Raw genomic sequence first — 24,011 nt, forward strand, 5'->3', positions numbered from 1 at the left:
TTCTGCGTGCAGCCACTCTTTTTTGCTTTTACCCTGGCCTTGGGCCAACCAGGCGAAGATTTTATGGATATTCCTGTTCTGATGGTGGTGCTGGCATGGTTTGCCGGTGGCTTTGTTTCTGGCGCAAGCGGCATTGGCGGTGCCATGATCGCCCTGCCCGTTGCCGCCCTGTTCATCCCCATTCAGGATGTCATCGCCCTGAGCTGCATCCTCAATCTGGTTATGGACGGCATGATTACGGCACTGCACTTTCGCCATTGCAAGGTACGAGCGCTCTATCCCCTGTTTGCAGGGGCCATTCCCGGTTCCATCATCGGACTTTTCATTCTGCAAATGGTTCCGGGTAGCATGCTGCAAGGCATTACCGGCATACTGCTGCTGATCTTTGTACTGTGGCAGCGCAAGGCCGCCTTCAGCCAGAAAGGTGGGGAATCGTGGGCCAAGGGCGGGATTGCGGGTTTTGCCTCGGGCGTGCTGGGCTCGGCCATATCTTTCGATGGCCCACCTGTGGGCGCTTATGGCCTTTATGCCGGTTGGGCCCCCAGGGTTTTTCTTGGCACACTGGGCGTATTTTTTATCATCCGCGCGTCGCTGACCTGCGTGCTGCAGGCCGGAGCGGGGCTCTATACGCCGGAAGTACTGCGCTATGCCGCATATGGCCTGCCTGCAACCATGCTGGGCACGTTGTGCGCCTTCCCTTTTGTAAAACGAATCAACCCAGAACCGTTCCGCAAGGTTTTGCAGGGTATTATTGCCGTTGCCGCCATTATGTGCATCTGGCGGGCATGGTTATAGCGCCCACTTCACCACCATATTTCGGCTTTTCCGCCTCCAACCGCCCCCTTAATGGGGGCTTTTTTATGCCGCCCGAACAAAACAGCCTTACACCACCCTAAAATACCAGCACATTATTTTGTTCAAAACCATTGCCGCGTGAGTTGATACAATTTTGCAAGAATCGTCTCCAACACGCGGAAAATAAAACATTATTGTTTCATCAAACAATCGAACTTAAACTTTTAATTTCATAACTCTTTTAGATTAATAAATTTTTATCATTGGCAACCATATTGCAAATCCTCTCTGCAAATCTGGAGGATTTTCCTATGAATATGTTGCTCAAAAAGTTCGTATGCGGTGCGGCTCTGGCCAGTTCACTTCTGCTTGGCGCCAACGCGGCTCAGGCCGATCTGCTTGAGGATATCAAGGCCAAGGGCGAAATCGTCATTGGCACCGAGGCCCGCTTTACCCCGTTTGAATTTATGGAAAACGGCAAAATCGTGGGCTACAGCACCGATATGCTTGAAATTATCATGAAGGATCTGCCCGGCGTGAAGGTCAAGCGCATGGACATTCCGTTTCAGGGCATCCTGCCCGGCCTGAGCGCCAAAAAATTTGATTACATCGTCACCTCGGTCACCGCCACCAAGGAACGCAAAGAACACTACGCCCTCAGCGTACCAGTGGCCGACGCCACAGTGGCCATGCTTGTGCGGGCAGACAGCCCCTTTGCCAATTCTGAGGAAATGAGCGGCAAAACCGTGGGTTGCCAGACCGGCTCTGCCCAGATCAAGGCCATCGAGCTGCTTGCCGAAAAGCTGGGCGGCAAGGACAAGATCAAGGTCAAGGAATACGTGGCCTTTGACGAAGCATACGCCGACCTTGCCGCTGGCCGCCTTGACGGCGTGGCACAGTCCTACCCCAACCTTGCGGACGTCATCAAACGCCGCCCCGGTGTGTTCAAAATCCTCACCCCGCCCTTCGGCCCCAAGGTCTACTTTACCTGGGTTGGTCGTAACGATGTCGACAGCGCGAGCCTTGTGGCTTTTTTCAACGATGGCCTGCGCAAGCTCATCACCAGCGGCAAGATGGCCGAGCTGCAGCAGAAGTGGTTTGGCTTCATCATGGAAATTCCCACCGATCTGCCCGACCCAGTTCAATAACCAGCAATCCGTTTCGTGCACTGGCCTCGGTCACGTAAGACCGGGGCCAGTGTGTCATTTCGCCTTATTTTCAGGAGAACAACTATGAGTCCGGTAAATTCCCTGCAATCACCGCGCTTTTGCGGCATCCGCACCTTCATGCGGCAACCGGCAGCCACAACAGAAACCCCGCAGACCGATATTTCCATCATCGGCGTACCCTTTGACAGCGGCGTTTCGTACCGCCCCGGTACCCGCTTTGGCCCGGCAGCCATCCGCGAAGCCTCCACCCTGCTCAAGCCCTACTGCCCCGAGCTCGATGTGGACGTAAACGAGCACTTTACCATTGCCGACCATGGCGACATAGACACCATACCCGGCTACATGGAAGACAGCTTTGCCGCCATAACCAGCGGGCTTACACCTTTTTTTGCCTCAAAAACCCTGCCCGTGATTCTGGGCGGCGACCACAGCATCAGCCTTGCCAATCTGCGCGCGGTGCACGCTGCCATGGGGCCGGTGGCCCTGCTGCATTTTGACGCGCACAGCGACACCATACCCGGCTATTACGGCAAGCCGTACAACCACGGCACTCCTTTTTACTGGGCCCTCAAAGAAGGTCTCATTCTGCCGCAGCACTCCACCCAGATAGGTATTCGAGGGCCGCTCTACAGCCGCAGCGCGCTCGACTGGCCGCGCCAGCAGGGCCTGCGCATCATCATGGGATACGAGGCCCACGCCATGGGCCTTGAGGCGGTGATACGCGAGACACTTGCTCGCATTGGCGACGCCCCGGTGTTTTTGAGTTTCGACATTGATTTTCTCGATGCCGCATACGCCCCCGGCACCGGCACGCCAGAGGTGGAAGGCTTTACCACGTACGAAGCCATGACGCTCGTGCGCGGCATATGCAGCAAGTGCCGCACCGTGGGCATGGATTTGGTAGAAGTGCTGCCCGACAAGGACGTGGCGGGCATTACCGCCCTTGCCGGAGCCTCTGTGGCCTTTGCCTTTATGGCAGCCAATGCGGCGTGGCGGCGCACCATGTCGGCAGCGTGACCGGCGCGGCGATGGGAACAAAAATGTTTTGGAAAAATACCACCACCTGACGTCAAAATAATTTTGTTCTCACTTTTGGCCGCGCAAGAGCATAATTTATTCAACTATCAGCAATTTAAAAAATAGATCCAACGGCACTCGATTTGGTCAGAGCAGCCTATCTTCACGCAGCAAGGCGTAGACCGGGGTCAGCCCCATCACGCCGCGTCCTGCTGCAAACGGACAACAGTATGGGCTCCCCCCACGGCAGGCTACCATGAACGAACTCGGATTCATTCTTTCCATCATGCCAGAGCTGCTGCAGGGCGCGGTAACTTCGGTTCTTGTGGCCATGGTTGCCATTGCCCTTGGCGTTGTGCTCGGCATTACGGTGTGCCAGATGCGGCGATCGCAGCTTTGGGCCTTGAGACGGGCAGCAGGCCTGTACATCAGTTTTTTGCGGGGCATTCCCGTGCTGGTGATTCTGTTTCTGCTTTTTTACCTGCCTTCGGCAGTAAATGTTGAGGTACCCTCGCTGCTGGTGGCAGTGCTGGCGCTTAGCCTCAATACCAGCGCCTTTCAGGCCGAAATCTATCGCGGCGGATTCAATTCCATACCAGTGGGGCAGATAGAAGCGGCAAAGGCCCTCGGTCTGAGCCGCGTGCGTATCCTCACGCGCATCCAGCTGCCGCAGGTGCTCTCGCTTACCGGGCCTGAGCTGGTCAACGAATTCATCATCCTGTTCAAAAATTCCTCGCTCATTTCCGTAATCGGCGTCACCGAACTCATGCGCCACAGCGAGCAGCTTGTATCCACCACCTACAAACCAGTGGAAGTGTATCTGGCGGCTGCCATCATCTATCTGGCCCTGTGCCTGATCATCTCTCGACTGGGCGAACGCCTCAAGGGGAACCACTGATGGATGCCCTCACTATGTATCTGCAGCACTGGCAAACATTTTTGATCCAGAACGGCCCGGACTTTGCCGCCGCCCTGTGGGTAACCATCCGCATAAGTCTGGTGGCCATAATCTGCGGCATGACCCTTGGTTTTGCTGCCGAGCTTGGCAGGCGCATCTGCCCCTGGCTACGCAAACCAGTGGCCTGCTATGTAGAGTTTTTTCGGGGCACGCCCCTGCTGATCCAGCTGTACCTGCTCTATTACGGCGGCCCCAGAATCGGCCTTGTGCTGGATGCGGAGCCAGCTGGCATGCTGGGTATGTCACTGTATGCGGCGGCGTACTTCTGCGAAATTTTCCGCGCCGGATTCGAATCCATTCCCGAGGGCCAGCGCGAGGCCGCACACTGCCTGGGCATACGCCCGTGGCGCAGGCTGTGGCGCATCGAGCTGCCGCAGATGGCCCAGATTGTGCTGCCGCCCGCAGTCAACCAGATCATCACGCTTATCAAGGATTCTGCGGTACTTTCCATCATCACCGTGGCCGAACTGACCAAAACAGCCACGCGCATCATGAACATCAGCTTTGAAATTGTTATGCCCCTGTGCCTGCTGGCCCTGTTGTACTGGATTATCTCCGAAGCGGTGGCTGTTGTGTGCAACAAGGCTGAAGCCCGCCTGACAAGGCATCTGACGCGTTAGAAAGGAGAACAGGCCATGGAAGAAACAATCACTCCGGCCATCAGAATATGTGATGTGCGCAAGCGCTACGGGCAGCACGAGGTACTGCAGGGTATTGATATGGAAGTCATGCCCAGAGAAGTGGTGTGCCTCATCGGCCCCTCCGGCTCCGGCAAAAGTACCCTGCTGCGTTGCGTCAACTTTCTCGAAGTATACGACGATGGCGAGATTCTGGTTGAGGGCGCTCTGATGGGCTACGAGGTGCAATACAACGGCACCCGCCGCCGCGCCAGCGAGGCCCGCATACGCGACAGCAGGCGCGACCTTGGCATGGTGTTTCAGCATTTCAACCTGTGGCCGCACATGACGGTGATGGAAAACGTCACCGAGGCGCTCATCTCCGTAGCGGGCAAAAGCCGGGCAGCGGCTGAAAAAAAGGGGCTGGAATGCCTGGAGCGCGTTGGACTGGCCGAAAAGCGCAGCAGCTGCCCAGCCCAGCTCTCTGGCGGGCAGCAGCAGCGGGTTGCCATTGCGCGCGCCCTGGCAACAGAACCACGCATCATGCTGTTTGACGAGCCTACCTCTGCCCTCGACCCCGAGCTGGTGGGCGATGTGCTGCAGGTCATGCGCAGCCTGGCCAACGACGGCATGACCATGCTTATCGTGACCCACGAAATGGGTTTTGCTGCCGAGGTGGCTGACCGCGTGGTCTTTATGGAAGGCGGGCATGTTGTGGAACAGGGCCCGCCCGACAGGCTCTTTCACTCACCGGAAAGCCCGCGCCTTGCGGCCTTTCTGAAAAGCTGGACACACCGCAACGGTCAGGTGGCTTAGTCTGGCCTCATCAGCACATTACAAAAGAGCAAAGACATGAGCGAATACATTACCATTCCAGGCCGCTGCGGCGATGCCGCCATTGTACGTGCAGGCGAGCGTATACAGATCGTCAACATTACGGGCGAACAGGTGGTGGACACCTGGGCGTTCAATCTGCACAACCCGCTGGAATATATGTCTATGCAGCATGTACGGCCCGATCTTAACAGGGGCATTCCCGGCCCCGGCGACAGGCTGGTTACCAACTACCGCCGCCCGGTGCTCACCATGCTCGAAGACACCAGCAACGGCGCGCACGACACCTTTATGGCAGCCTGCGACATCTACCGCTACATGGGTCTTGGCGTGCAGGGCTACCACGCCAACTGCACAGACAACATGTACGCGGCCCTGCGCAAGGCGGGCATACAGACAGATTTTTGCCCCTGCCCGCTGAATTTGTGGATGAATACCCCCATCGTGGACAACAAGGCCCAGTGGCTGCCGCCCCTGAGCAAGGCGGGCGACCATGTGGTGTTTGAGGCCCATTTTGACTGTGTGGTGGTCATGTCTGCCTGCCCGCAGGACATCTTGCCCATCAACGGCAAAAACTGTGTGCCGTCAGACATCAAATACAGGGTTTACGCAGCCTGAACGCGAAACAGAAAGGGTACCGCCCTTACAAGGCGGTGCTCAGCATAACCAGACCGAGCATTACCGGCCCAAACATCGAGGTTTTTATGGCTTCCATGCAACCACCCAGCGCGTCTTCGTCCCCCCGTTTCTGCAACACTGGCAGCTTCATGCGCATGCCGCGCATGGACGATCCGACAGGCATGGACTTTGCGGTTTTCGGCATTCCTTTTGACACGGGCAGTTCGTACCGCACGGGTTCGCGCTTCGGGCCTTCGGCCATCAGGCATATCTCCAGCATGATCAAGCCCAACAACGTCATCTTCGAGGTCAATATTCTCAACGAGTTGACGGGAGGCGATTTTGGCGACGTGAATATCGTTCCCGGCTACATCGAGCCCTCGTACGCGGCCATTACCGAGTTCATGCGGCCCCTGATCGAGGCGGGCGCAATACCGCTGGCCCTTGGCGGCGACCATGCCATCACCCTGGCCGAACTGCGCGCCGTTGCCGCCAGGCACGGCAAGGTAAGCCTGCTGCACTTTGATTCGCACCTTGATCTCAACGAATCCGTATTCGGCCAGCCCTACAACCACGGCACACCGTTTCGGCGCGCGCTGGAAGAAGGTCTCATCGACCCCGCAACTTCCATCCAGCTGGGCATGCGCGGTTCGCTTTACGACCCGGACGACTTCAGGATTGCCGCCGACCTTGGCTTCAAGGTGCTGCCCGCGCACATCATGCGCGAAATGGGCCTGCCTGCCGTGATTGAAGCCATTCAGCAACGGGTTGGCAACACAAGAGTATTCCTAACCTTTGATATTGATTTTGTGGACCCGGCCTACGCCCCCGGCACGGGCACGCCAGAGGTGGGCGGTTTTACCTCGTGGGAGGTTCTGAGCATTGTGCGCGCCCTCAAGGGCCTGAACTACGTAGGCTTTGACATCGTGGAAGTGATGCCGGGCATCGATCAGGCAGAACTGACCGCCTATCTGGCGGCCAACATCGGCTTTGAATTTCTGTCCATTCTGGCCTTTCAGAAAAAGAACGGCCTGCGCTAGCCGGGCAGTCACGTTCCGCCTAATCTGTCATCATGCGCGTGGCGCAGCCCGGTTACCCTCACCGGACTGCGCCGCCATATTACCGCTGCACTGCAAAGTTCCTTTCATGAGCACATCTGCTGTGTTTATGCCTGCTGCCCCCTGAAAAAATGCTGGCGGTACTGGTAAGGGCTGAGGCCCAGACGCCGTACAAAGGCCTTGCGCAGGCGTTCCTCACTGCCGAATCCGGCCTGCTGGGCCACCGCCGCAAAAGAATCCATGCCCGATTCCACAAGCTCGCGCGCCCTCGCCATGCGCAAACCCTCCACAAAACGGGCCGGGCTGCACCCGGTTTCTGCGGGAAACACCCGGGCAAACGACCGGGGGCTCATGTGCGTGGCCTCGGCCAGTCGCTCGACTGTCAAATTTTCTGCAAGATTGGCTTCCACCCAGCGCACAAGTCCGGCAAAACGGCCAGCATGGGTCTGTGCTGCCAGCACCGTGCTGTACTGGCTCTGGTTGCCGGGGCGACGGCGGTACAGCAGCAGGATACGCGCCACCTCAACGGCCAGCCTGTCGCCGTAGTCCTGTTCCACCATGTCCAGCGCCAGATCTATGCCAGCGGTAACGCCGCCGCTGGTGGAGACATGACCATCGCGCACAAAGATTGCGTCTGGCTCCACGCGTACCTGCGGAAATATCTCTGCCAGACGCGCCGCCACCATCCAGTGTGTTGCCGCCCGCCTGCCGTTGAGCAGACCGCCTGCCGCCAGAATAAACGCGCCGCTGCATACGCTGGCTATGTGCCCTGCCCGCACCGCAGCCTCCCGTACCTGACGCACGGTTTCGGTATCTGCGGCGGCAAGCTCCGCATCCGGGCCGCCGGGCACTATCAGTATGTGGGGGCGCGTGCTCTCAAGTGTCGCATCCGCTACCATGGCAAGGCCAGACGAGGTGCGCACAGTGCCGCTGACGCAGGCTGCGAACATTGGGGTATAGCCCTCTGTGCCTTTGTTGTCGCGCGCAAGCAACTCGGTTGCCGTTGCGAACACTTCCAGCGGGCCTGTGACATCCAGCGAAACAATACCGGGATAAAGAAAAAAAACGACGTTCTGCTTCATGTGCGCAGCATAAAAAATGGCAGTACTGACAGCAATGACAAATTATGGTCATTTTCTGCCATCACGGTCAGCACGGCTATCAGCAGCGCAGTCAGCACATTTTCGACTCGCCAACGGCAAGGGCCGCCCGACATGTCCTTAAGACATGCCGGGCGGCCCCGAATATGGGCTAAAAAACATCACGCGTTCGGGCCGCCGCTGCCGGCACACCCAAGAGATGCTTTACTGCTTCTTTTTTTCGCGGGTCTGCTTGGTGGGGCTGGCCGCCGCCTTGGCAGGGGCCGGAGCCGGGGTCTTGATGGTGCGCAGGGCCGCCTTGGCATCAGGATCGCCGTTCTTGGCGGCCAGCTGGTACCAGCGGTTGGCTTCCGTCAGGTTGCGGGGCACACCCGTGCCCTGTTCATACATGAGGCCAAGGCTGTACTGGGCGGCGGGTTCGTTCTGTTCCGCAGCCTTGCGGTACCAGTCAACGGCCTGCGTGTAGTCCTGCGAGGTGCCACGTCCCTGCTCGTACATGTAGCCCAGGTTGTACTGCGCTTCAGCGTAGCCCTGTTCTGCCGCACGGGTGTACCACTGCACGGCCTTGGCCGGATCCTGGGCATAGCCGCGCCCTTCGGCATACATGTAGGCCAGATTGTTCTGAGCCTTGACGTTGTCCTGTTCCGCAGCCTTTTCAAACCAGTGGGCGGCCTTGGTGTCGCTCTGGTTTTCGCCCTTGGCGTTCATGTAGGTCCAGCCAAGGGAATACTGCGCAGTGGCAAGGCCCTGGTTGGCGGCACGGGTATACCAGTCGATGGCGGCACTTTCGTCCTTGGGTACGCCCTTGCCGTAGGCATAGAGGTAGCCAAGGTTGAACTGGGCCATTGCCAGACCCTGCTCGGCAGCCTTGCGGAACCAGCGGGCGGCCTCATGAAAATTGCGGGGCACGCCGTCGCCGGTAACGAGTGAGGTGGCCCATGAATTCATGGCGCTCACGTCGCCTTTTTCAGCCGCAAGACGGAAAAATTCCGCCGCGCGGGTGTTGTTTTTCTTCACGCCCTTGCCGTCAAGGATCAGGCGCCCCATGACGTAGAGGGCTTCGGCATTGCCGCTGTCCACCAGCGGCTTGAGAATGCGCACGGCCTGATCGTAATCGGCCTTGTCCAGCGCGGCCTGCGCCTCACGCAGGGTCGAGGCATCGTCAGCCCGAACCACACTGCCAGCGAACAGCACAGAGCAGAAAACTGCGGCCATCAACAGCGACAACGAAAAAACACGAACTTGCATGTGTTACAGACTCTTCAGCATTTTCAGCCAGTAAGGGTTAGGGCCCCCCTGTACGGTCAGGGCCTGCTGCGCGCAGTATTCTTTGCGCGCCTGCTGCACTTTATCGCTCATCCACCAGCCCAAGGGGTCGCTCCAGACCTCGGCGGCCTTGGCCGCTGCCTTCTGGGGCGTTTCGTGCCATATACCCGCTTGGGCCAGCATGTCCAGCAAGGCCGTGGCATCGCTCGTGAGCGCCCAGGCCTCGCGCCGCCAGAACAGCACCATGGGAATGTTGGCCACCAGCGATTCGAGCAGGGTGGTTCCATTGTGGTCCAGCACCAGCAGGCGGCAGGCATACAGATGACTGGTCAGCACGCCAGTTGCCATGCGCACCGCAGGAAAGCGTGCCAGCACCCAATCCGCATCGCGCAGGGAACCCGGCACGGGAAAATAGGGGCGGTACAGCGACCTGCCCTGTATATCGCGGCCAAGGGCCTCAAAAAAACGGGCTTTGTCCTTGCGGTATTCTACCACCTGCAGGGGCGAGGGGTGCGCGTCGAGCCGGTAGGGAAAGGCGGGCATTTCCGTGCCAACAAACAGCAGGTTTTCGCCCTGTTGCCCCTGCCAGCGGCCTTCCAGCCCATCGAGCTGCGGGTACGGCAGCGGAACAAAGTTGCCAGCTGAACCCTGATGTTCCTTCCAGCCCCATGTTCCAAAAGCGTGCTGGCTGTATTCCACCATTTCCACATCCGAAACGCAACGCACCTGACCGTAATCGCTGCCGTGCTGCACATACATAAGGCGGTTGCCACGGCCACGCCATTTGGCCAGCGCCTGGCGGTAGGCGGCGTCTTCGTAAGCCAGCACGCTGGCAACGCGCAGCCGCGGCCCCAGCGGGTCTGGCGCAAGCCGGGCCGGGTGCTTCTGGTTTGCCAGCAGTTGCGGCAACGAAGCCATAAACAGGGTCACAAGGGTACTTGCAATGCTCTGGGGAAAATCGGCTGCGATGCCCGTGGCGGCGCTTCCATATTCCGCCTGCGGGCGCGACCTGTCCGGTCCGTGGCTGCGGTGCAGCAAAGCCAGAGAAAACCGCAGACTTTGCCCGATGCTCATTCCTTTGAGGCGCGGACAGGGCAGGCGCAGCATGAGGTTGCGCAGTACCTCCCGCAGCTTTTCCTTGCCGGAAAGCTGTTCGTCTTCCCCGTAATTTTTTTGCACCGCAGGCAGATATTCCATGCTCCAGGCAGGGGGAAAAACCTCTTCCAGCAGGCGCGAAAACAGCCAGTGGTTGTAGGTATGCCCCAACGCCCCGTGCAGCACAAAATCCGGCCCGGTGGCAAAACTGAAGGTACAGTCTCTGGGCAGCAGAGGCACATGCAGAGGCTCGTGCCCCCAGGTCTGCACCATTGCCTTGACCCGCCACCAGCGCTCCACCACCTGCTTTGACACGTTCATGACCCAGGGCGTCAGCAGGGTTTCCCAGTAGGCAGGCGGCAAAGTGCGGGCATGGCCGCACAGCCTGTCTGCCACCAAAGGCAGAATATCTGCGCAGAGGGCCTTTACCTCAAGGCAGGCCCTTTGCTGCAGATCAATATCAACCAGCGGCTCGGGAGCAAAGGTAAAGTTTTTATCCCAGTCGGGAAAAAACTCTTCCTGCTCGGCAAAGCACCAGGGACCGGCTGCGCGATAGTGCGCGGGGTCGGCCTTCAGGGGCATGCGCCCAAGAACCAGGGTTGTGCGCCCGCTGCTCATGTTAAGCCTTGTTGAGGTCGGCCCAGGAAAGCACGGCATCCTCAGCCAGATCATGACGGGCGCGCATGCCCAGCACCTCGTCAAAATTGCGGGGCGAAATACCGTGGGCGGGTCGCTTCCAGGTAAGGTCGGCAGCGGTCAGGGGCTGACCGGCAGGCACGGCACGGGCGGTCACCAGCGACCGGCGGGCATGCTGACGGGCGGGCTCTTCTTCGGGCAGGGCGCGCAGATTCATGCTGCCAACACTGGCAAGGGTGGCGTTGAGGCGCTTGTAAAAATGCTTGAGGTCTTCCTTGTCCATGGCGTGATAGTGGTCGTTGCCGGGCAAGGTTTTGTCGTGCGAAAAATGCTTTTCAAGAATCCGTGCACCAAGCAGGGTTGCGGTTTCGAGAATGTGCATGTCGTTGGGCAGGGTGTGGTCTGAGTAGCCGATGGCATGCTGCGGAAAATGCCGCTTGAGCGCGGGTACCATGCCCAGTGCCGCGTTTTCGTCGGCAGTGGGATAGTTGAGTACGCAGTGCAAGAGGGCCAGCTTGTTGCCCTTTTCTTCAATCCATTCCACGGCTTCGGCAATTTCATACAGATGCGCCGCGCCTGTGGAAAGAATGATGGGCTTTTTGAAATCGCAGAGAATGCGAATAAAGGGCTTGTTGGTGATGTCGGACGAGGAAATCTTGAACACGTCCATCAGATCGTTGAGAAAATGTGCGGATTCCACGTCAAAGGGTGTGGACATAAAGGCAATGCCAGCGGCATCGCAGTATTTTTTGAGGGCTTCAAATTCATTTTTCCAGAACGAATCGTGCTTTTTGAAAAGCTCGTACTGACTGGAGGTCGGCTCCTTGGAGGTATCCCAGTACGCGGGCGAATCCTTGGAGGCCAGAGTTCCGGCCTTGTAAGTCTGGAACTTGATGGCATCTGCGCCACCTTCGGCGGCTTCGTCAACCAGCCGGCGGGCAATATCCATGCTGCCCTCGTGGTTCACGCCAGCCTCGGCGATGACATAGGGAACGGGAATGCTGGTTTCCTGTGCGGGAACGTCAAATATTTCCATGAGTTTCATGCTCATTTCCTCGCTGATGAATGTTGGATGAAAACTATACTCTCGCACGCGGCAAAAGAAAAGCGGGCTCCGCGGGCATTATGATAACACACTTGAATTAAACATTTTTTATAAAAGTCCGATTTGGATCTGCCCCTTTACCTGAGTGCACACTCTGGCTATGCTTTTTGCCCAACCCCATAAAGGATACAAACATGTCGCAAAACAAGGCTCTTCGTGTTGTTCTGGCCACCAGCAACGCTGGCAAGGTTCGTGAGCTGGCCGATCCCCTGACCGAATTCGGCGTAGAGGTTGTGGGCCTTTCGTCCTTTCCTGAAATCGGCGAAATTGAAGAAAACGGAACCACCTTTGAAGAAAACGCGCTCATCAAGGCGCGCGCGGTGGCGGCCATTACCGGCCTTGTGAGCGTGGCCGACGATTCCGGCCTTGAGGTGGACGCACTCAACAACGCCCCCGGCGTATACTCTGCCCGCTATGCGGACGACTGGGAAAGCCAGCCCGGCGAAAGCCGCGATGCCCGCAATATTCGCAAATTGCTGCACGAAACGGCCAACGTGTCCGCCGAGGGGCGCGGCTGCCGCTTTGTGAGCTGCATGGCCGCCGTCAGGCCCGACGGCAAGGAAATGGTCGTGCGCGGCACATGGGAAGGCCAGCTGCTTGCAAGCCCCCGTGGCGAGAACGGTTTTGGCTACGACCCCATTTTTTTTGACAGGCTTGTGGACAAAACCGCCGCAGAACTGACGAGGGACGAAAAGAACGCCCGCAGCCACCGTGGCAATGCACTGCGCGCGCTGCTGGCCCGCTGGGTAGAGTTCATGCAGTAACACAGTTTCCCGGGGGGCGGGGTCAACCTCGCCCCTCTGCTTTTACAGCCTGCCACTCCCACCCTTCTGCCCCACCACGCTTCCGTTTGTTTGCCACTGCCCGCCGCCCCGCGTCAGGAGACTGGCAGTTGTCTAAACTTTTTCTGCTCCCCTCCGTTAAGATGTATGCGGCAAGATGTCTCCCGCAGCAGGGCCTGGGGGCAAAAACTGCCTTGAGAACACCACCCGACAGACGCCAACCGCAACTGCGATAATGGCGATGGCGCTATAGCCTGATTTTTTTACAATTTTTTTCTGCCGCTGGCGGTGTCTTGTTCTCCCTGCCGGTTTGCACGCATCTTGCAAATTTTTTGGCGTCCGCCATGTTTTCGGCATGTCTTGCCGCTTTTTTGCACATGACGGCGGGCAGCTCCCCCATATCGCGACAGATTCGCGCCAGGAGCTGCACATTTTTCATGCGAGGCGCATATGAGCAGCACAATATCCGGTTCCAACGCCATATCGAACCTGAGCGGTTCGGATACGAACTTTGATACGGTTCTTGCCAATCTCAAAAAGGTGGAGTCTACCCAGCTCAACCGTCTTGAGGCATGGAAAAGCGACTGGAAGCTGCGCTACGACGCCTTTGACAAAGTCATTACCCAGGTCAGTACCGCCAGTAGCGTGCTCGCCAATCTCGCCAGCAAGAACAGTTTTGTTACCAAAAATGTGACCAGCAGCGACAGCAACATCATCTCTGCCGTTGCCAACGCCTCGGCCGACGATGTGCAGCACACCATCAATGTCACCCAGGTGGCCAGCAACGCTATCTGGGCCAATACCGGCCATGTTTTCAGCAGCAAAACCGACATCATCAATACTTCCGGTTCGGCGCAGACCTTTTCGTACTCATATGCGGGCAAGGAATACAGCATCGCGGTTCCAGCCAACACAACGCTCGATTCCTTTGCCAGCATGGTCAACAACTCTGTCGACAACCCCGGCATCAAGATCAGCATTGTGCAGGCCAGCTCGGGCTATGTGTTTCAGGTAGCGGGCAAAAGCACCGGCGCCTCCAACGGCCTTGTCATCCACAGCGCTAACCTTGAGGGCATGAACTCAACGGGTGCCACCTCGACATGGAAGACAAACAACCTGCTCGACATGAGCAGCACCGTTACAGATCCCACAAATTTTGCCTACGACCTCATCATGGAGGACGGCAACAAGTTTTCGGTCAAAATCGCGGGCAACAAGACCAACAGCGACCTTGCCACAGCCATCAATTCTCAGGTGGGGCGCAGCATTGCCAGCATTGACGGCTCGGGCAACCTGCAGCTCACAGACGTCAAGGCCATGTACCGCCGCGATGCCGACACGCAAACCACCTTCAGTACGCCGACCACCAAATTTACCATTAGTCCTTCGCCCACAACCACCACACTGTCGGGGGACCTGACCGTAACGCTGAACATGAACGACGGCGCAACCACAGGTACGCGCACGCTGACCATCAAGGCCGGAACCACCATGCAGAACGCTGCCATACAGATTGCCCAGGCTTCTGGTGCAAGCTCGGCAGACATGACCCTCAACAGCAGCGGCAGCTGGGATCTGAGCCTTGCCAACGTAAACGGAGCGACCTTCAGCTTTGCCAACAGCGGCAGCGATTCCAGCAAAATTGCCGCTACGGTTACAGCCGATGCCACGGCCATGGGAACCAAGGTGGTGGGCAGCTCTGGCGCACAGAGCTTTACGGCCAGCACGGCCGTTACCTTCGACAGCGCAAAACTCAGCGAAAAGCTCGGCGGCACAAGCGCCGACGCCTCAAAAAGCTTTACCTACACTATCGTTGGGCACGACGGCACGACCCAAAGTTTCAGCCTGACCCAGGACAAGACCTATCAGGACCTGCTGACCCAACTTTCCAGCTACGGTGCGGCGAGTGGCAATACGGTGACCCTTGCCAACACGGAGAGCTTTTACCTCAGCGGCGGCGGCACGGGCGGCGGCATGGATGGCGTTACCGCCAAAACAGACGCAACCACCACCGTCACCAACATGACGGCGGCCTCTACCCTGGAATCGCCGCCAGACCTGGTCTACACCTATACCACCAATGCCAGCACCACCCCGCAAACGGTTACCCTTTCGGGCGGTTCCAGCATGACCAGCATCATAGCTGCGCTCAAGGCCAAGGGGCTCACGGGTTCGCTGGTGAGCTCGGACGGCGCAACCACCATCGACCTGCAAACAGGCACCCTGCCGACCACGGGCAACTACTACCTCAAGCTCAACAATATCGACACGTTCAGTGGCCCCAGCATTGCCGGTCAGGTAACCACCTCATCCAACTGGAACATCCGCGCAGCGGCCAACGCCAAGTACACGGTAGACAACTGGCCTGTTGAAATGGAATCTGACACCAACAGCGTGAGCAATGTCATTGAAGGTGTGGTATTTACCATCAAGGACAAGGGCAGCTCTACACTTTCGGTCAATACAGACATTACCTCTGTTGAAAAATCCATTCAGAACTTTCTGGATTCCGTAAACTCGGTCCTGCTGACCATCAACGAACTCAGCAAGTTTGACAAAGACAAAGAGGTCACAACCAACGACCCCAACAAATCTACCAGCAAAAATTACAGCACTTCGCAGCTAACCGCAGAAAAGGGCGGCCTGTTGCAGGGTAACTACGGCGTGCAGCTTTTCAAATCCCGTTTCATGAGCATGCTCAACAGCGCCCCTCCTGGCTTTACGAGCCGCACAACTGCCAGTGATGTACTTTCGGGCGACGTATTGGCCAACCTGGCCAACATGGGCATCAAGGTTGAAACTGACCAGAGCAGCTCAAACTATGGCCTCCTGCAGATTGCGCCTTCGTCCGGCATTGCTGAACTGAAGCAGATGGACCAGAGCAACTACGAAAACATGATCAACAGCCATCTGTCGGATGTGGTGGATTTTTTCTGCTCCACCGGCACGGGTGTGAGCACAAGCCCCGACTTTCGCTACGGCAGCCATATTTCAGGCATTACCAAGGGCGGCACGTACGATGTAAATTACAATGTTGACGCATCGGGCAACATTACCAAGGTTACCGTGGGCGGCGTGGAAGCCACACGCGACACGAGCCAGCCCGGCTACTACTACAGCGTTAGTTCTGGTGACGCACGAGGTCTTTCGCTGCAGGTAGACAACCTTACCCCTGGCGCACACTCTGGCCAGATACGCATCAAGGAAGGCCTGGTGCAGACAGTCAGCACCTTCCTCAAGAGCGAAATGACCTTCACAGATGTGAACGTTACGACCACGGGCACGGCGCAGCAAAACGCCGACGCCATTGCTCTTAAATCGCAAAACGGCGCATTGATGGTGCTGAAAAACAACTATCAGTCCATCATGGAAAATATCGACAAAAAAATCACTCAGGAACAGACACGCCTCGACCAGTGGGAAGCCCGGCAAAAAACCTATTTTGCCAATCTGGAAACCCTGCTCAAAAAGTACAATACCCAGCAGACGCAGCTGGAATCGCAGATCAAGAGCCTGACAAGCTCAAGCAGTTCCTAGCCCCAGGGCCGGGCTACGATAAAAATCGCCAACGAACACCGCCATAAGGACAGCATATGAACAAAGCGGCGCAAGCATATTTTCAGACCAAGGTAGGAACGACGGATCAGGGGCAACTTTTGCTCATGCTTTATGACGGCGCGCTCACATTCCTGCAGCAGGCGCGCACCAAGATGATTGCCAATGACTATGCCGGCAAGGGAATACTTATTTCCAAGGTCATAGACATAATCAACGAACTTTCTGCCTCGCTGAACATGGACAAGGGCGGCAGCCTGGCCGTAAACCTCAACAACCTTTACCTGCTCTGCACGGCACGGTTGCTGCGGGCCAATCTGAAGATGGATCTGGACTCTCTGGACAGCGTGGAATCCATTCTTTCTGGCCTGCGCGGCGCCTATGCCCAGATCATTGAAACTCCCGAGGCCCGCAAGGTGGCTGATGACATTGCCAGCCGCATGCAGCCCATGGGCTCGGTAACAAAAACGACGCAGCCAATCATACAGACCAGCGTTACCGCCGTACCGCGGGCGCATGCCCAGGCGGCTTATGGCCGTAGCGCCATGGGTCAGGCAACACCCGCCGCAACGTCCGCGGGTTCCCCGGCAGAGGCTGCAACGCCGCGCGCGCATGTGCAATCTTTTGACCAGGCCATGCCGCAAACGGCTGCCCCCAGGCTGCCCGGAGCCTACGGCAAGCCCTGAGCCTTTTCAGACAGTACCATGCTACAGCCCACAGGGCTGACAAGGAAAATGACAAAAAGGCGACAGATTAAAATCTGTCGCCTTTTTGCGTTAAATAACACCCTGTTCAAAAAAATACCGCCACCACCTCAGCAGAAAATCCCACACTTTTTCTGACAACCGATTATCACAATCTTTGACATGACCATCCACAGAAGTTACTACTCCAAGAATTGGAACAATCCCGGTGCAATCCCGGTTTTTCCCTCATTGTTACAAAGACACAGATAACGCCACCATGCCAAAATCCAGAACATCTTCAGCTGACTGCACAAACACCTACATCAAACTCTTTGAGATGTTTGACAAGGCGGGCGTTCCTCCGGAAACGCGCTGGCGTTCTCTTTTGCTCTTTTTCAGGGAAATGAAAGATTACCATTATCTTGATCAGGATCAAAAAATCGCCCTGCTTGCGCAGATGGAAGACATATTAAAAAGCAAGCACTATACTGAAGAACATCTGGTATCCACCATCCGCCGGTGCAGCGAAATTTTCAGCAAGCCCATTGTGAAGCAGCTCGACAGCATGGTTCACGAAACGGCTTCAGTTATTGACCAGTTTTTCAGCAAGCTTTCTTCCCGTTATGGCGATATCAGCCACCTGGAATCTGAAAGCATGGCCATTGTTGCCGAAAGCGCAGACAGCACCATGATGCTTGAAAAACTTCAGTCTGCCTTTCACCGGGTGAAGGTGCTTTTTGAAGAAGACATCTGCACGCTTGAAAATCTGGCCTTTATTGACCCCCTCACTGAGGTTTCCAACCGCCTGAGCCTTGACCTGTTCATGAAAAATGCCAGCGGACGCTGGCTGGCCGACAGGCACCCCGTTGCCATCGCCCTGTTTGACATTGATCACTTCAAGGATTTCAACGATACCTTCGGGCATCTTATCGGCGATCAGGTTCTCAAGGTAGTGGGCTCTCATCTAAAACGGGCGCGCGAAGAATTTGACGCGCAGACCGAAGCCATGGCTGGCCGTTTTGGGGGCGATGAGTTTTCCCTTATGGCTTCTGGCCCGGACGCGCACCAGATGGCACGCGTCATAAACCGCTTCTGCTCGGCCATCAAGAATTTCAACCTTCTCATCCGCGATACGGAAGGGAATGTTGTAAAAAACAACCTGCACATCACCGTAAGTGCAGGAATTGCAGTGCTGGACAGCAACACACCGCAGGTTCAGACCATCGAGCAGCTTTTTGAAAGGTCGGACAAGGCGCTCTATCATGCCAAACACAATGCACGATCACGCGCGGTGGTTATCAAGCCCAACGACAAGTTCCTGATTCTGGACGAAGAGAACGACGTTTCGATCTAGAAGACGCTGCCCGCACAGCCGCCTGCAAGACAAAGCCGGGGCAATCGTGCCGCACTGCCCCACAATGGATGGCATTCGGGCAGAGATGCATGGCTGATGAAGACGGCGTGGAGCGTTCCTGCTTCAGGGGTTCCACCACAGGGCAGCAGCGCCCCGAGCATCTGCCCTGTCAGGACACAGCCTGCAGCCTTTCCTGTGGTGTCAGATACTTGCCCCACAACATTTCATCTGCCTTTGTTCCAGCTACCGCTCCAGCATTCCCAGATCCAGCCGAGTTTCATGAAAAGCATCCTGCCGCCATTGGTGGTCTATGGCGGCACCAATCCTGTCCAACAGACTATTCGGGAGGGAATCGCATGAAATCAGCGTGTAAAGTACTGGTAATTGGCCTTTTGGCCCTGAGCATGTTTGCCTGCGCCAAAACCCCGCCGCCCCCAGCGCCCGACACCACCACACCCCTTACCTGGCAGAGCTCTGAACTGAAGACCACGGTAGCCACGGTTACTGCTGTCAATCTCAAGACCCGCAAAGTAACCCTGCGCTCGCCCGAAGGCCGTGCCTTTACCATCCACGTTGGCAAGGATGTCGTGAATCTGCGGCAGGTGAAAAAAGGCGATGTCATTACCGTCACCTTCAGCCGCGAACTGGAAGTTTTTCTTGCTGAACCCGGCGAACAGATCAACGAGCAGACCGTTGTTGTGGCCACGGCCAAGCCCGGCTCAAAGCCGCGTGGCGTAGGCGTGACGCAAACCATTGTGACCGCCAAGATATACGCCGTGGATAAGGCTAACCAGCTGGTAAAGATGGAATTTATTGACGGCACCGATGTGGTCGTGAAGGCGCAGAACCCCGCCAACCTCGACAAGGTCAAGGCTGGCGACACCATTGCCATCAGCTACATTGAAGCTGTGGATATCGCCGTGAACAAGAAGGTCAAACGCTGATCGCAGCGTAACAGCCTGCCATCTGCCATACTCGGGCTCGGCAGGCCGATGTGCCAATCCGCTACAAATCCAACAGGCGGGCTGCATCTGCGGCTCGCCTGTTCTGTTTTTGCACCCGCCGTCAAGTGGGCGGTACGGATGCGCTTTGGATATGCCCCCAAAAACAGAAGAGCTGGCCACCCAGGTGACCAGCTCCCGTATTTCTGAAACGACAATCCAGTCCAGAACAGGCAAACACCTGCACGGCTAATGCACGCCCTTGCTGTTCAGGAAGGGCCCGTAGCGTTTGTCTGTGCCCATGATATGCCCCACCAGCCAGTCTTTCAAAAAACGCATGATTTCCATGGTAACCTTGGCGCGCCCGGATCTGAGCTCGGCTTCAAAAGCCAGAACCTTTTCCACCAGATCATGGTGCGCCTTTTTGTGGGAGGCCGTATCGGGATAGCCAAACTTGTCAAAAAGTTCTTCTTCCGTGGCAAAGTGCTTGACGGTGTACTGCTTGAGCCGTTCGAGCACACCCACAAGCACGGAATCTGAACGGCGCTGGCGCATGGCGGCATTGAGCTCGTTGATGAGATCCACAAGCCCCTTGTGCTGCTCGTCAATAATGCCCACGCCCACAGAGAGATCGTCTGTCCAGCTGATGAGCTGGTCAGAATCAACCACGCCCGCAAGCTTGCCCTTGCCCATGGCGCCGATAATGGCATCGAGCTCTTCTGCCTGGCCGGATATTTCTACCAGTACCCGGATGGAATTGTTCACATGCTCTGCGGTGGCCGCGGCAACGGTGTTTACCTCTGTTACGCCCCGTCGCACCTGCTCGCTGGCGGCGGTTTGCGCGTTGCTGGCCGCGGCGATGGCCGAGACCTCGTTGGCTGCCTGCTGCACAAAATCGGCGATGTGGTTCACATCTTCGGCGGCCTGCTCAGCGGTGCTGGCGCTGTTGATGATATCCTGCGCGGCAGCGTCAACTGCCTGCACGTTTTCGCGCGCCTTGGTCTGAATGCTGCGCAGCGATTCACCAACCTCGCGCGTGGCGTTCATGGTTTTTTCTGCCAGTTTGCGCACTTCGTCGGCAACCACGGCAAATCCACGCCCGGCCTCACCGGCACGGGCAGCCTCAATGGCGGCGTTCAGCGCCAACAGGTTTGTCTGGTCAGCGATATCGGTAATAACGCCCACTACCGCGCCAATGCCCTCGGCCTGCTGGCCAAGGCTTGTCATGGTTTCCTTGAGCGAAAGAATGCGCCCTTTGACCTGCCCGATGGAGGTTACCGCCGCCCGTACTCCCTGCGCACCGGTAACGGCACCATTGCGGGCCATCTCCGCATCTTCCGCAGCCTTGCCCGTATTGTGCGCTATGTCCTGAATGGCCGTGTTGATCTGTTCAATGGCCTGCGAGGCTTCCCGCATGCGTTCGCGCTGCATGATAACGTCGTTATCAACATTTTCCATGTTCTGGCCCAGCTCGCGCACCCCGGCAAAAATACTGGCAGAAGCATTGGCTGCCTTTTGCGAAGCAATATTCATGTCGTTGAGCAGCTTGCGAATCTGCACCTCTGCCTCGCGGCTTTCCTGCAGGGCCTTGTTGCTGTCGGCGGCAAGCCGCTGGGCCTCATCGCCCTTGCGCTGGGCGTCGTCCAGAGCCTTTGCCAAAGATTCAACCATGGCGCAGATGCTGTCACGCAGGTCGGAATATTCCTTGGGCATGGGGTCCAGAGGGCACGCGGCGGAACTTCCGTTGGCAACACCGCGGGCGTAGTTGCGGATAGTACGCAAGGGAAGCATCAGCTGGCTGTGGATTGTCCACAGCAGAAAGAGCCCCGACAGTGCGGCAACGCTAAACAGCGAGGCGTGCACCATCAATGATTCATCCCAAAAAGCGCTATACGCAAACGATGCAGCACCGCCGCACATCAGCACTGCTGCTGCGGAAAACAAACGAATTTTGAGGCTGGTACCTGCTTCCATAGCTATACTCTTCTCTCCCTGAGGGGGGCTGGCACAGTTTTTCTCTGCCCAGTATGAACAGAAATTTTATATACATAAACACCAGGGGGGGGATTTTTGACAACCTTATATAGAGTTTCAGCGCCTTGAATGCAACAGCCGAAAGATATTTATAGAACCGATATAATAATGATAAATTTTATAGTCGGTACTGCGCCTCGCAGAAGCGCCAGCCGTGGGTTGAAAAGCCGATTCGCGGCGTGCTCGCAAGCCGCCCCATTGCGGCCCTTTCAAATGCTTAACGGATAGTTTGGATTTTACCTTATTTAAGGCAAACCAATTTTTTTAAATTGTTAGCTCACAGATTCCAGCATAAAAAAGAGCAGGTGCCACGGGCAACCTGCTCTGTAACAAGAACTGCCACAAAGAGGGCAAAAACACCTTGCAGCTAGCAAGCCAGCTCGCCCAGTTCCTCCAGACGCTGCTCCACAAATTCCCAGCGCTGCAGCATTTCTGTCTGCTCGGCCTCAAGGTCCACAAGACGGTCAGTTGTCTGGGCAAAGGCATCGGGATCGCGCGCAAAAAGCTCCGGATCGGCCAGGGTTGCCTCCAGAGTCTGCTGCTCCTGCTCCAAAGCGTCCAGCCGCTCCGGCAAGGATTCCAGCTCTTTGCCTAGCAGCTCAAATTCGCGCTGTTCCTTAAAGCTGCGTCTGCGGGGTTTGTCGGTGACAAGGCGGGGGGCCTGACGGGCGGCCTTGTCTTCGGTCTTGCGCTCCTGCGCGGGGGTGGCCCGCTGCCGCAACCAGTCTGTATACGCGCCAACATATTCGTGGGCCATGCCGTCGCCCTCAAGAGCAATGACGCTGGTCACCAGGTTATCGAGAAAGCTGCGGTCGTGGCTGACGATGAGCACCGTGCCCGCATAATCTGAAATAAGTTCTTCAAGCAGTTCAAGCGTTTCTGCATCCAGATCGTTGGTGGGTTCGTCGAGCACCAGTACGTTGGATGGCCGGGTAAAGAGCTTGGCCAGCAGCAGCCGGTTGCGCTCACCGCCAGAGAGCACCTTGACCGGCAGGCGCAGGCGGTCGGGCGTGAAAAGAAAATCCTGTAAATAGCCAGCCACATGGCGGTTATTGCCGCCCACGGTGACCACGTCGTTGCCCTCGGCCACGCTGTGCATGACGCTGGCCTCGGGATCGAGGGTTTCGCGCAGCTGGTCAAAATAGCTTACTTCCAGATTCGTACCCAGACGCACCGTGCCCTCTGTGGGCTCCTGCTCGCCCAGCAGCACACGGATAAGCGAAGTTTTGCCCGTACCGTTTTCACCTATGAGCCCCACACGGTCGCCGCGCTGGATAATGGTGGAAAATTCGCGGATAAGCGGCGGTTTGCCGGGGTAACCCACCGAAATATTATCGGCCTCGATCACCAGCTTGCCAGAGCGCCCGGCCTCCTGCGCAGCCATGCGCACGTTGCCCTGCTTTTCGCGCCGGGCGGCGCGCTCGGCACGCAGGGCCACAAGGGCGCGCACTCGGCCCATGTTGCGCGTACGGCGGGCCTTGATTCCCTGACGGATCCAGGTTTCCTCTTGCGCCAGCTTTTTGTCCTGCAGGGCAAAGGCACGTTCTTCGGCGGCTAGCCGCTCCTCGCGCCGTTCGGGGTAACGGTCAAACCCGCAGGAATAATTGTGCAGTTTGCCGCGATCCACCTCCACCACCCGCGTGGCAAGGCGCTTGGCAAACGCCCTGTCGTGGCTGACAAAAATCAGCGTGCGGGCCTTGCGCAGCAAAAATTCTTCCAGCCAGGTGATGGTGGCGATATCCAGATGGTTGGTGGGCTCGTCGAGAATGAGGTCTTCAGAGCAGATTAGCGCTCGGGCCAGCGCCACACGACGCTTGGTGCCGCCAGAAAGGGAGGTAAAGTCGGCATCGGGGTTCAGCCCCAGATGGTTGATGACCGCCAGCACCTCACCGTAGCGTTCCCAGCCGCCAGATATCTCCACACCGTGTTCCGCGCCCGCGTGGGCGGCGGCCAGCGCCTTGCCCTCTTCACCCAGCACCTCTGCCACGAGAGAAAAAACCGTGCCGCTCCAGTGTTCGGGCACGTCCTGAGGCATCTGGCCTATGAGCATACCAGGACGGATAATCATGCCGGAACTGGGCGGCATCTGCCCGCCAAGAAGCGCCAGCAGCGAGGACTTGCCCGCGCCGTTGCGGCCCACAAGGCAAAGCCGGTCGCCAATTTCAACGGATAAATCAGCCGAATCCAGTAACGGCTTGCCGCCAAGGTTCAGGGTAACGCCCTGCATGCTCAAAAATGCCAAAATATTCTCCAAAACGGGTGATATGATTCTGCCCGAGGCCAAATGGCCACGCGTAGTTTTTGGGTTGCCGCCCACGGGGCTGTCAGCATCTGGCCTTCAAAAAAGCCCGCTGTCGCCTCTCCGCAGACGCGTATCATTACCCCAGCGGA

General features: G+C 57.3%; 21 protein-coding genes. 13 read left to right on the forward strand and 8 right to left on the reverse strand.

The features are described from left to right. Positions 1–63: 63 nt before the first annotated feature. The 7 genes from F8N36_RS11915 to F8N36_RS11945 all read left to right on the forward strand — a co-directional run bounded on the left by F8N36_RS11915 (position 64) and on the right by F8N36_RS11945 (position 6,008). A complete protein-coding gene (locus F8N36_RS11915; protein ID WP_291333030.1) occupies positions 64–795 on the forward strand; it encodes a sulfite exporter TauE/SafE family protein in 732 nt (243 codons plus the stop codon). Between the two features lie 311 nt (positions 796–1,106). Continuing rightward, positions 1,107–1,943 carry a transporter substrate-binding domain-containing protein gene (locus tag F8N36_RS11920; RefSeq protein ID WP_291333031.1) on the forward strand — a complete coding sequence of 279 codons (837 nt, stop codon included), beginning with the start codon at positions 1,107–1,109 and terminating at the stop codon, positions 1,941–1,943. An 84-nt stretch (positions 1,944–2,027) separates the two neighbouring features. Continuing rightward, a complete protein-coding gene (gene speB, locus F8N36_RS11925; protein WP_291333032.1) occupies positions 2,028–2,981 on the forward strand; it encodes an agmatinase in 954 nt (317 codons plus the stop codon). A 256-nt stretch (positions 2,982–3,237) separates the two neighbouring features. Beyond that, positions 3,238–3,879 carry an amino acid ABC transporter permease gene (locus F8N36_RS11930; RefSeq protein ID WP_291333033.1) on the forward strand — a complete coding sequence of 214 codons (642 nt, stop codon included), beginning with the start codon at positions 3,238–3,240 and terminating at the stop codon, positions 3,877–3,879. Beyond that, positions 3,879–4,559 (forward strand): amino acid ABC transporter permease, encoded by a 681-nt coding sequence (locus F8N36_RS11935; RefSeq protein ID WP_291333034.1) that lies wholly within the window; start codon positions 3,879–3,881, stop codon positions 4,557–4,559. The genes F8N36_RS11930 and F8N36_RS11935 overlap by 1 nt, the downstream gene beginning before the upstream one ends. 15 nt (positions 4,560–4,574) lie before the next feature. Continuing rightward, on the forward strand, positions 4,575–5,372 hold the full coding sequence (locus F8N36_RS11940; RefSeq protein WP_291333035.1) for an amino acid ABC transporter ATP-binding protein: 798 nt from the start codon (positions 4,575–4,577) through the stop codon (positions 5,370–5,372). 36 nt (positions 5,373–5,408) lie between these two features. Continuing rightward, complete coding sequence (locus F8N36_RS11945) at positions 5,409–6,008, forward strand: urea carboxylase-associated family protein (RefSeq protein WP_291333036.1); 600 nt, start codon at positions 5,409–5,411, stop codon at positions 6,006–6,008. Positions 6,009–6,033: 25 nt separating this feature from the next. On the opposite strand, the gene F8N36_RS11950 is transcribed toward F8N36_RS11945, so the two are convergent. Then, positions 6,034–6,174: a hypothetical protein gene (locus F8N36_RS11950; protein WP_291333037.1), complete on the reverse strand. Its 141-nt coding sequence runs from the start codon at positions 6,172–6,174 to the stop codon at positions 6,034–6,036. On the opposite strand from F8N36_RS11950, the gene speB (F8N36_RS11955) reads away from it, so the two are divergent. Next, positions 6,173–7,048, forward strand: a complete 876-nt coding sequence (gene speB, locus F8N36_RS11955) for an agmatinase (RefSeq protein WP_291333038.1) — start codon at positions 6,173–6,175, stop codon at positions 7,046–7,048. The genes F8N36_RS11950 and speB (F8N36_RS11955) overlap by 2 nt on opposite strands. 125 nt (positions 7,049–7,173) lie before the next feature. Here speB (F8N36_RS11955) and F8N36_RS11960 read toward each other — a convergent pair whose 3' ends face one another. The 4 genes from F8N36_RS11960 to F8N36_RS11975 form a co-directional block, all read right to left on the reverse strand. Beyond that, positions 7,174–8,148, reverse strand: coding sequence for a GlxA family transcriptional regulator (locus F8N36_RS11960; protein WP_291333039.1), 975 nt, complete (start codon positions 8,146–8,148; stop codon positions 7,174–7,176). A gap of 222 nt (positions 8,149–8,370) precedes the next feature. Further along, complete coding sequence (locus tag F8N36_RS11965) at positions 8,371–9,414, reverse strand: SEL1-like repeat protein (RefSeq protein ID WP_291333040.1); 1,044 nt, start codon at positions 9,412–9,414, stop codon at positions 8,371–8,373. Between the two features lie 3 nt (positions 9,415–9,417). Next, positions 9,418–11,145 carry an LIC12162 family protein gene (locus F8N36_RS11970; RefSeq protein WP_291333041.1) on the reverse strand — a complete coding sequence of 576 codons (1,728 nt, stop codon included), beginning with the start codon at positions 11,143–11,145 and terminating at the stop codon, positions 9,418–9,420. Between the two features lies 1 nt (position 11,146). Continuing rightward, on the reverse strand, positions 11,147–12,208 hold the full coding sequence (locus F8N36_RS11975; protein WP_291333042.1) for an N-acetylneuraminate synthase family protein: 1,062 nt from the start codon (positions 12,206–12,208) through the stop codon (positions 11,147–11,149). A gap of 194 nt (positions 12,209–12,402) precedes the next feature. On the opposite strand from F8N36_RS11975, the gene rdgB reads away from it, so the two are divergent. After that, entirely contained in the window at positions 12,403–13,032 is a 630-nt protein-coding gene (rdgB, locus tag F8N36_RS11980; protein ID WP_291333043.1) for an RdgB/HAM1 family non-canonical purine NTP pyrophosphatase, read from the forward strand. Positions 13,033–13,297: 265 nt separating this feature from the next. On the opposite strand, the gene F8N36_RS11985 is transcribed toward rdgB, so the two are convergent. Then, the gene (locus F8N36_RS11985) at positions 13,298–13,489 is read right to left on the reverse strand and encodes a hypothetical protein (RefSeq protein ID WP_291333044.1); all 192 of its coding nucleotides are present in this window, start codon (positions 13,487–13,489) and stop codon (positions 13,298–13,300) included. Between the two features lie 11 nt (positions 13,490–13,500). Between F8N36_RS11985 and fliD the strand changes: the two genes are divergently transcribed. The 4 genes from fliD (at position 13,501) to F8N36_RS12005 (ending at position 19,589) form a co-directional block, all read left to right on the forward strand. Beyond that, a complete protein-coding gene (gene fliD / locus F8N36_RS11990) occupies positions 13,501–16,587 on the forward strand; it encodes a flagellar filament capping protein FliD (RefSeq protein ID WP_291333045.1) in 3,087 nt (1,028 codons plus the stop codon). 56 nt (positions 16,588–16,643) lie between these two features. Continuing rightward, a complete protein-coding gene (gene fliS, locus F8N36_RS11995) occupies positions 16,644–17,291 on the forward strand; it encodes a flagellar export chaperone FliS (RefSeq protein ID WP_291333046.1) in 648 nt (215 codons plus the stop codon). Positions 17,292–17,568: 277 nt separating this feature from the next. Further along, positions 17,569–18,645, forward strand: coding sequence for a GGDEF domain-containing protein (locus tag F8N36_RS12000; protein ID WP_291333047.1), 1,077 nt, complete (start codon positions 17,569–17,571; stop codon positions 18,643–18,645). Positions 18,646–19,001: 356 nt separating this feature from the next. Continuing rightward, entirely contained in the window at positions 19,002–19,589 is a 588-nt protein-coding gene (locus F8N36_RS12005) for a hypothetical protein (protein WP_291333048.1), read from the forward strand. A 246-nt stretch (positions 19,590–19,835) separates the two neighbouring features. Here F8N36_RS12005 and F8N36_RS12010 read toward each other — a convergent pair whose 3' ends face one another. Both F8N36_RS12010 and F8N36_RS12015 read right to left on the reverse strand, forming a co-directional pair. Further along, complete coding sequence (locus F8N36_RS12010) at positions 19,836–21,560, reverse strand: bacteriohemerythrin (protein ID WP_291333049.1); 1,725 nt, start codon at positions 21,558–21,560, stop codon at positions 19,836–19,838. A 427-nt stretch (positions 21,561–21,987) separates the two neighbouring features. Further along, positions 21,988–23,862 carry an ATP-binding cassette domain-containing protein gene (locus F8N36_RS12015; RefSeq protein WP_291333050.1) on the reverse strand — a complete coding sequence of 625 codons (1,875 nt, stop codon included), beginning with the start codon at positions 23,860–23,862 and terminating at the stop codon, positions 21,988–21,990. Positions 23,863–24,011 lie beyond the last annotated feature (149 nt).

This window comes from Desulfovibrio sp. (assembly GCF_009712225.1).
Classification (GTDB): Bacteria; Desulfobacterota; Desulfovibrionia; order Desulfovibrionales; family Desulfovibrionaceae; genus Desulfovibrio.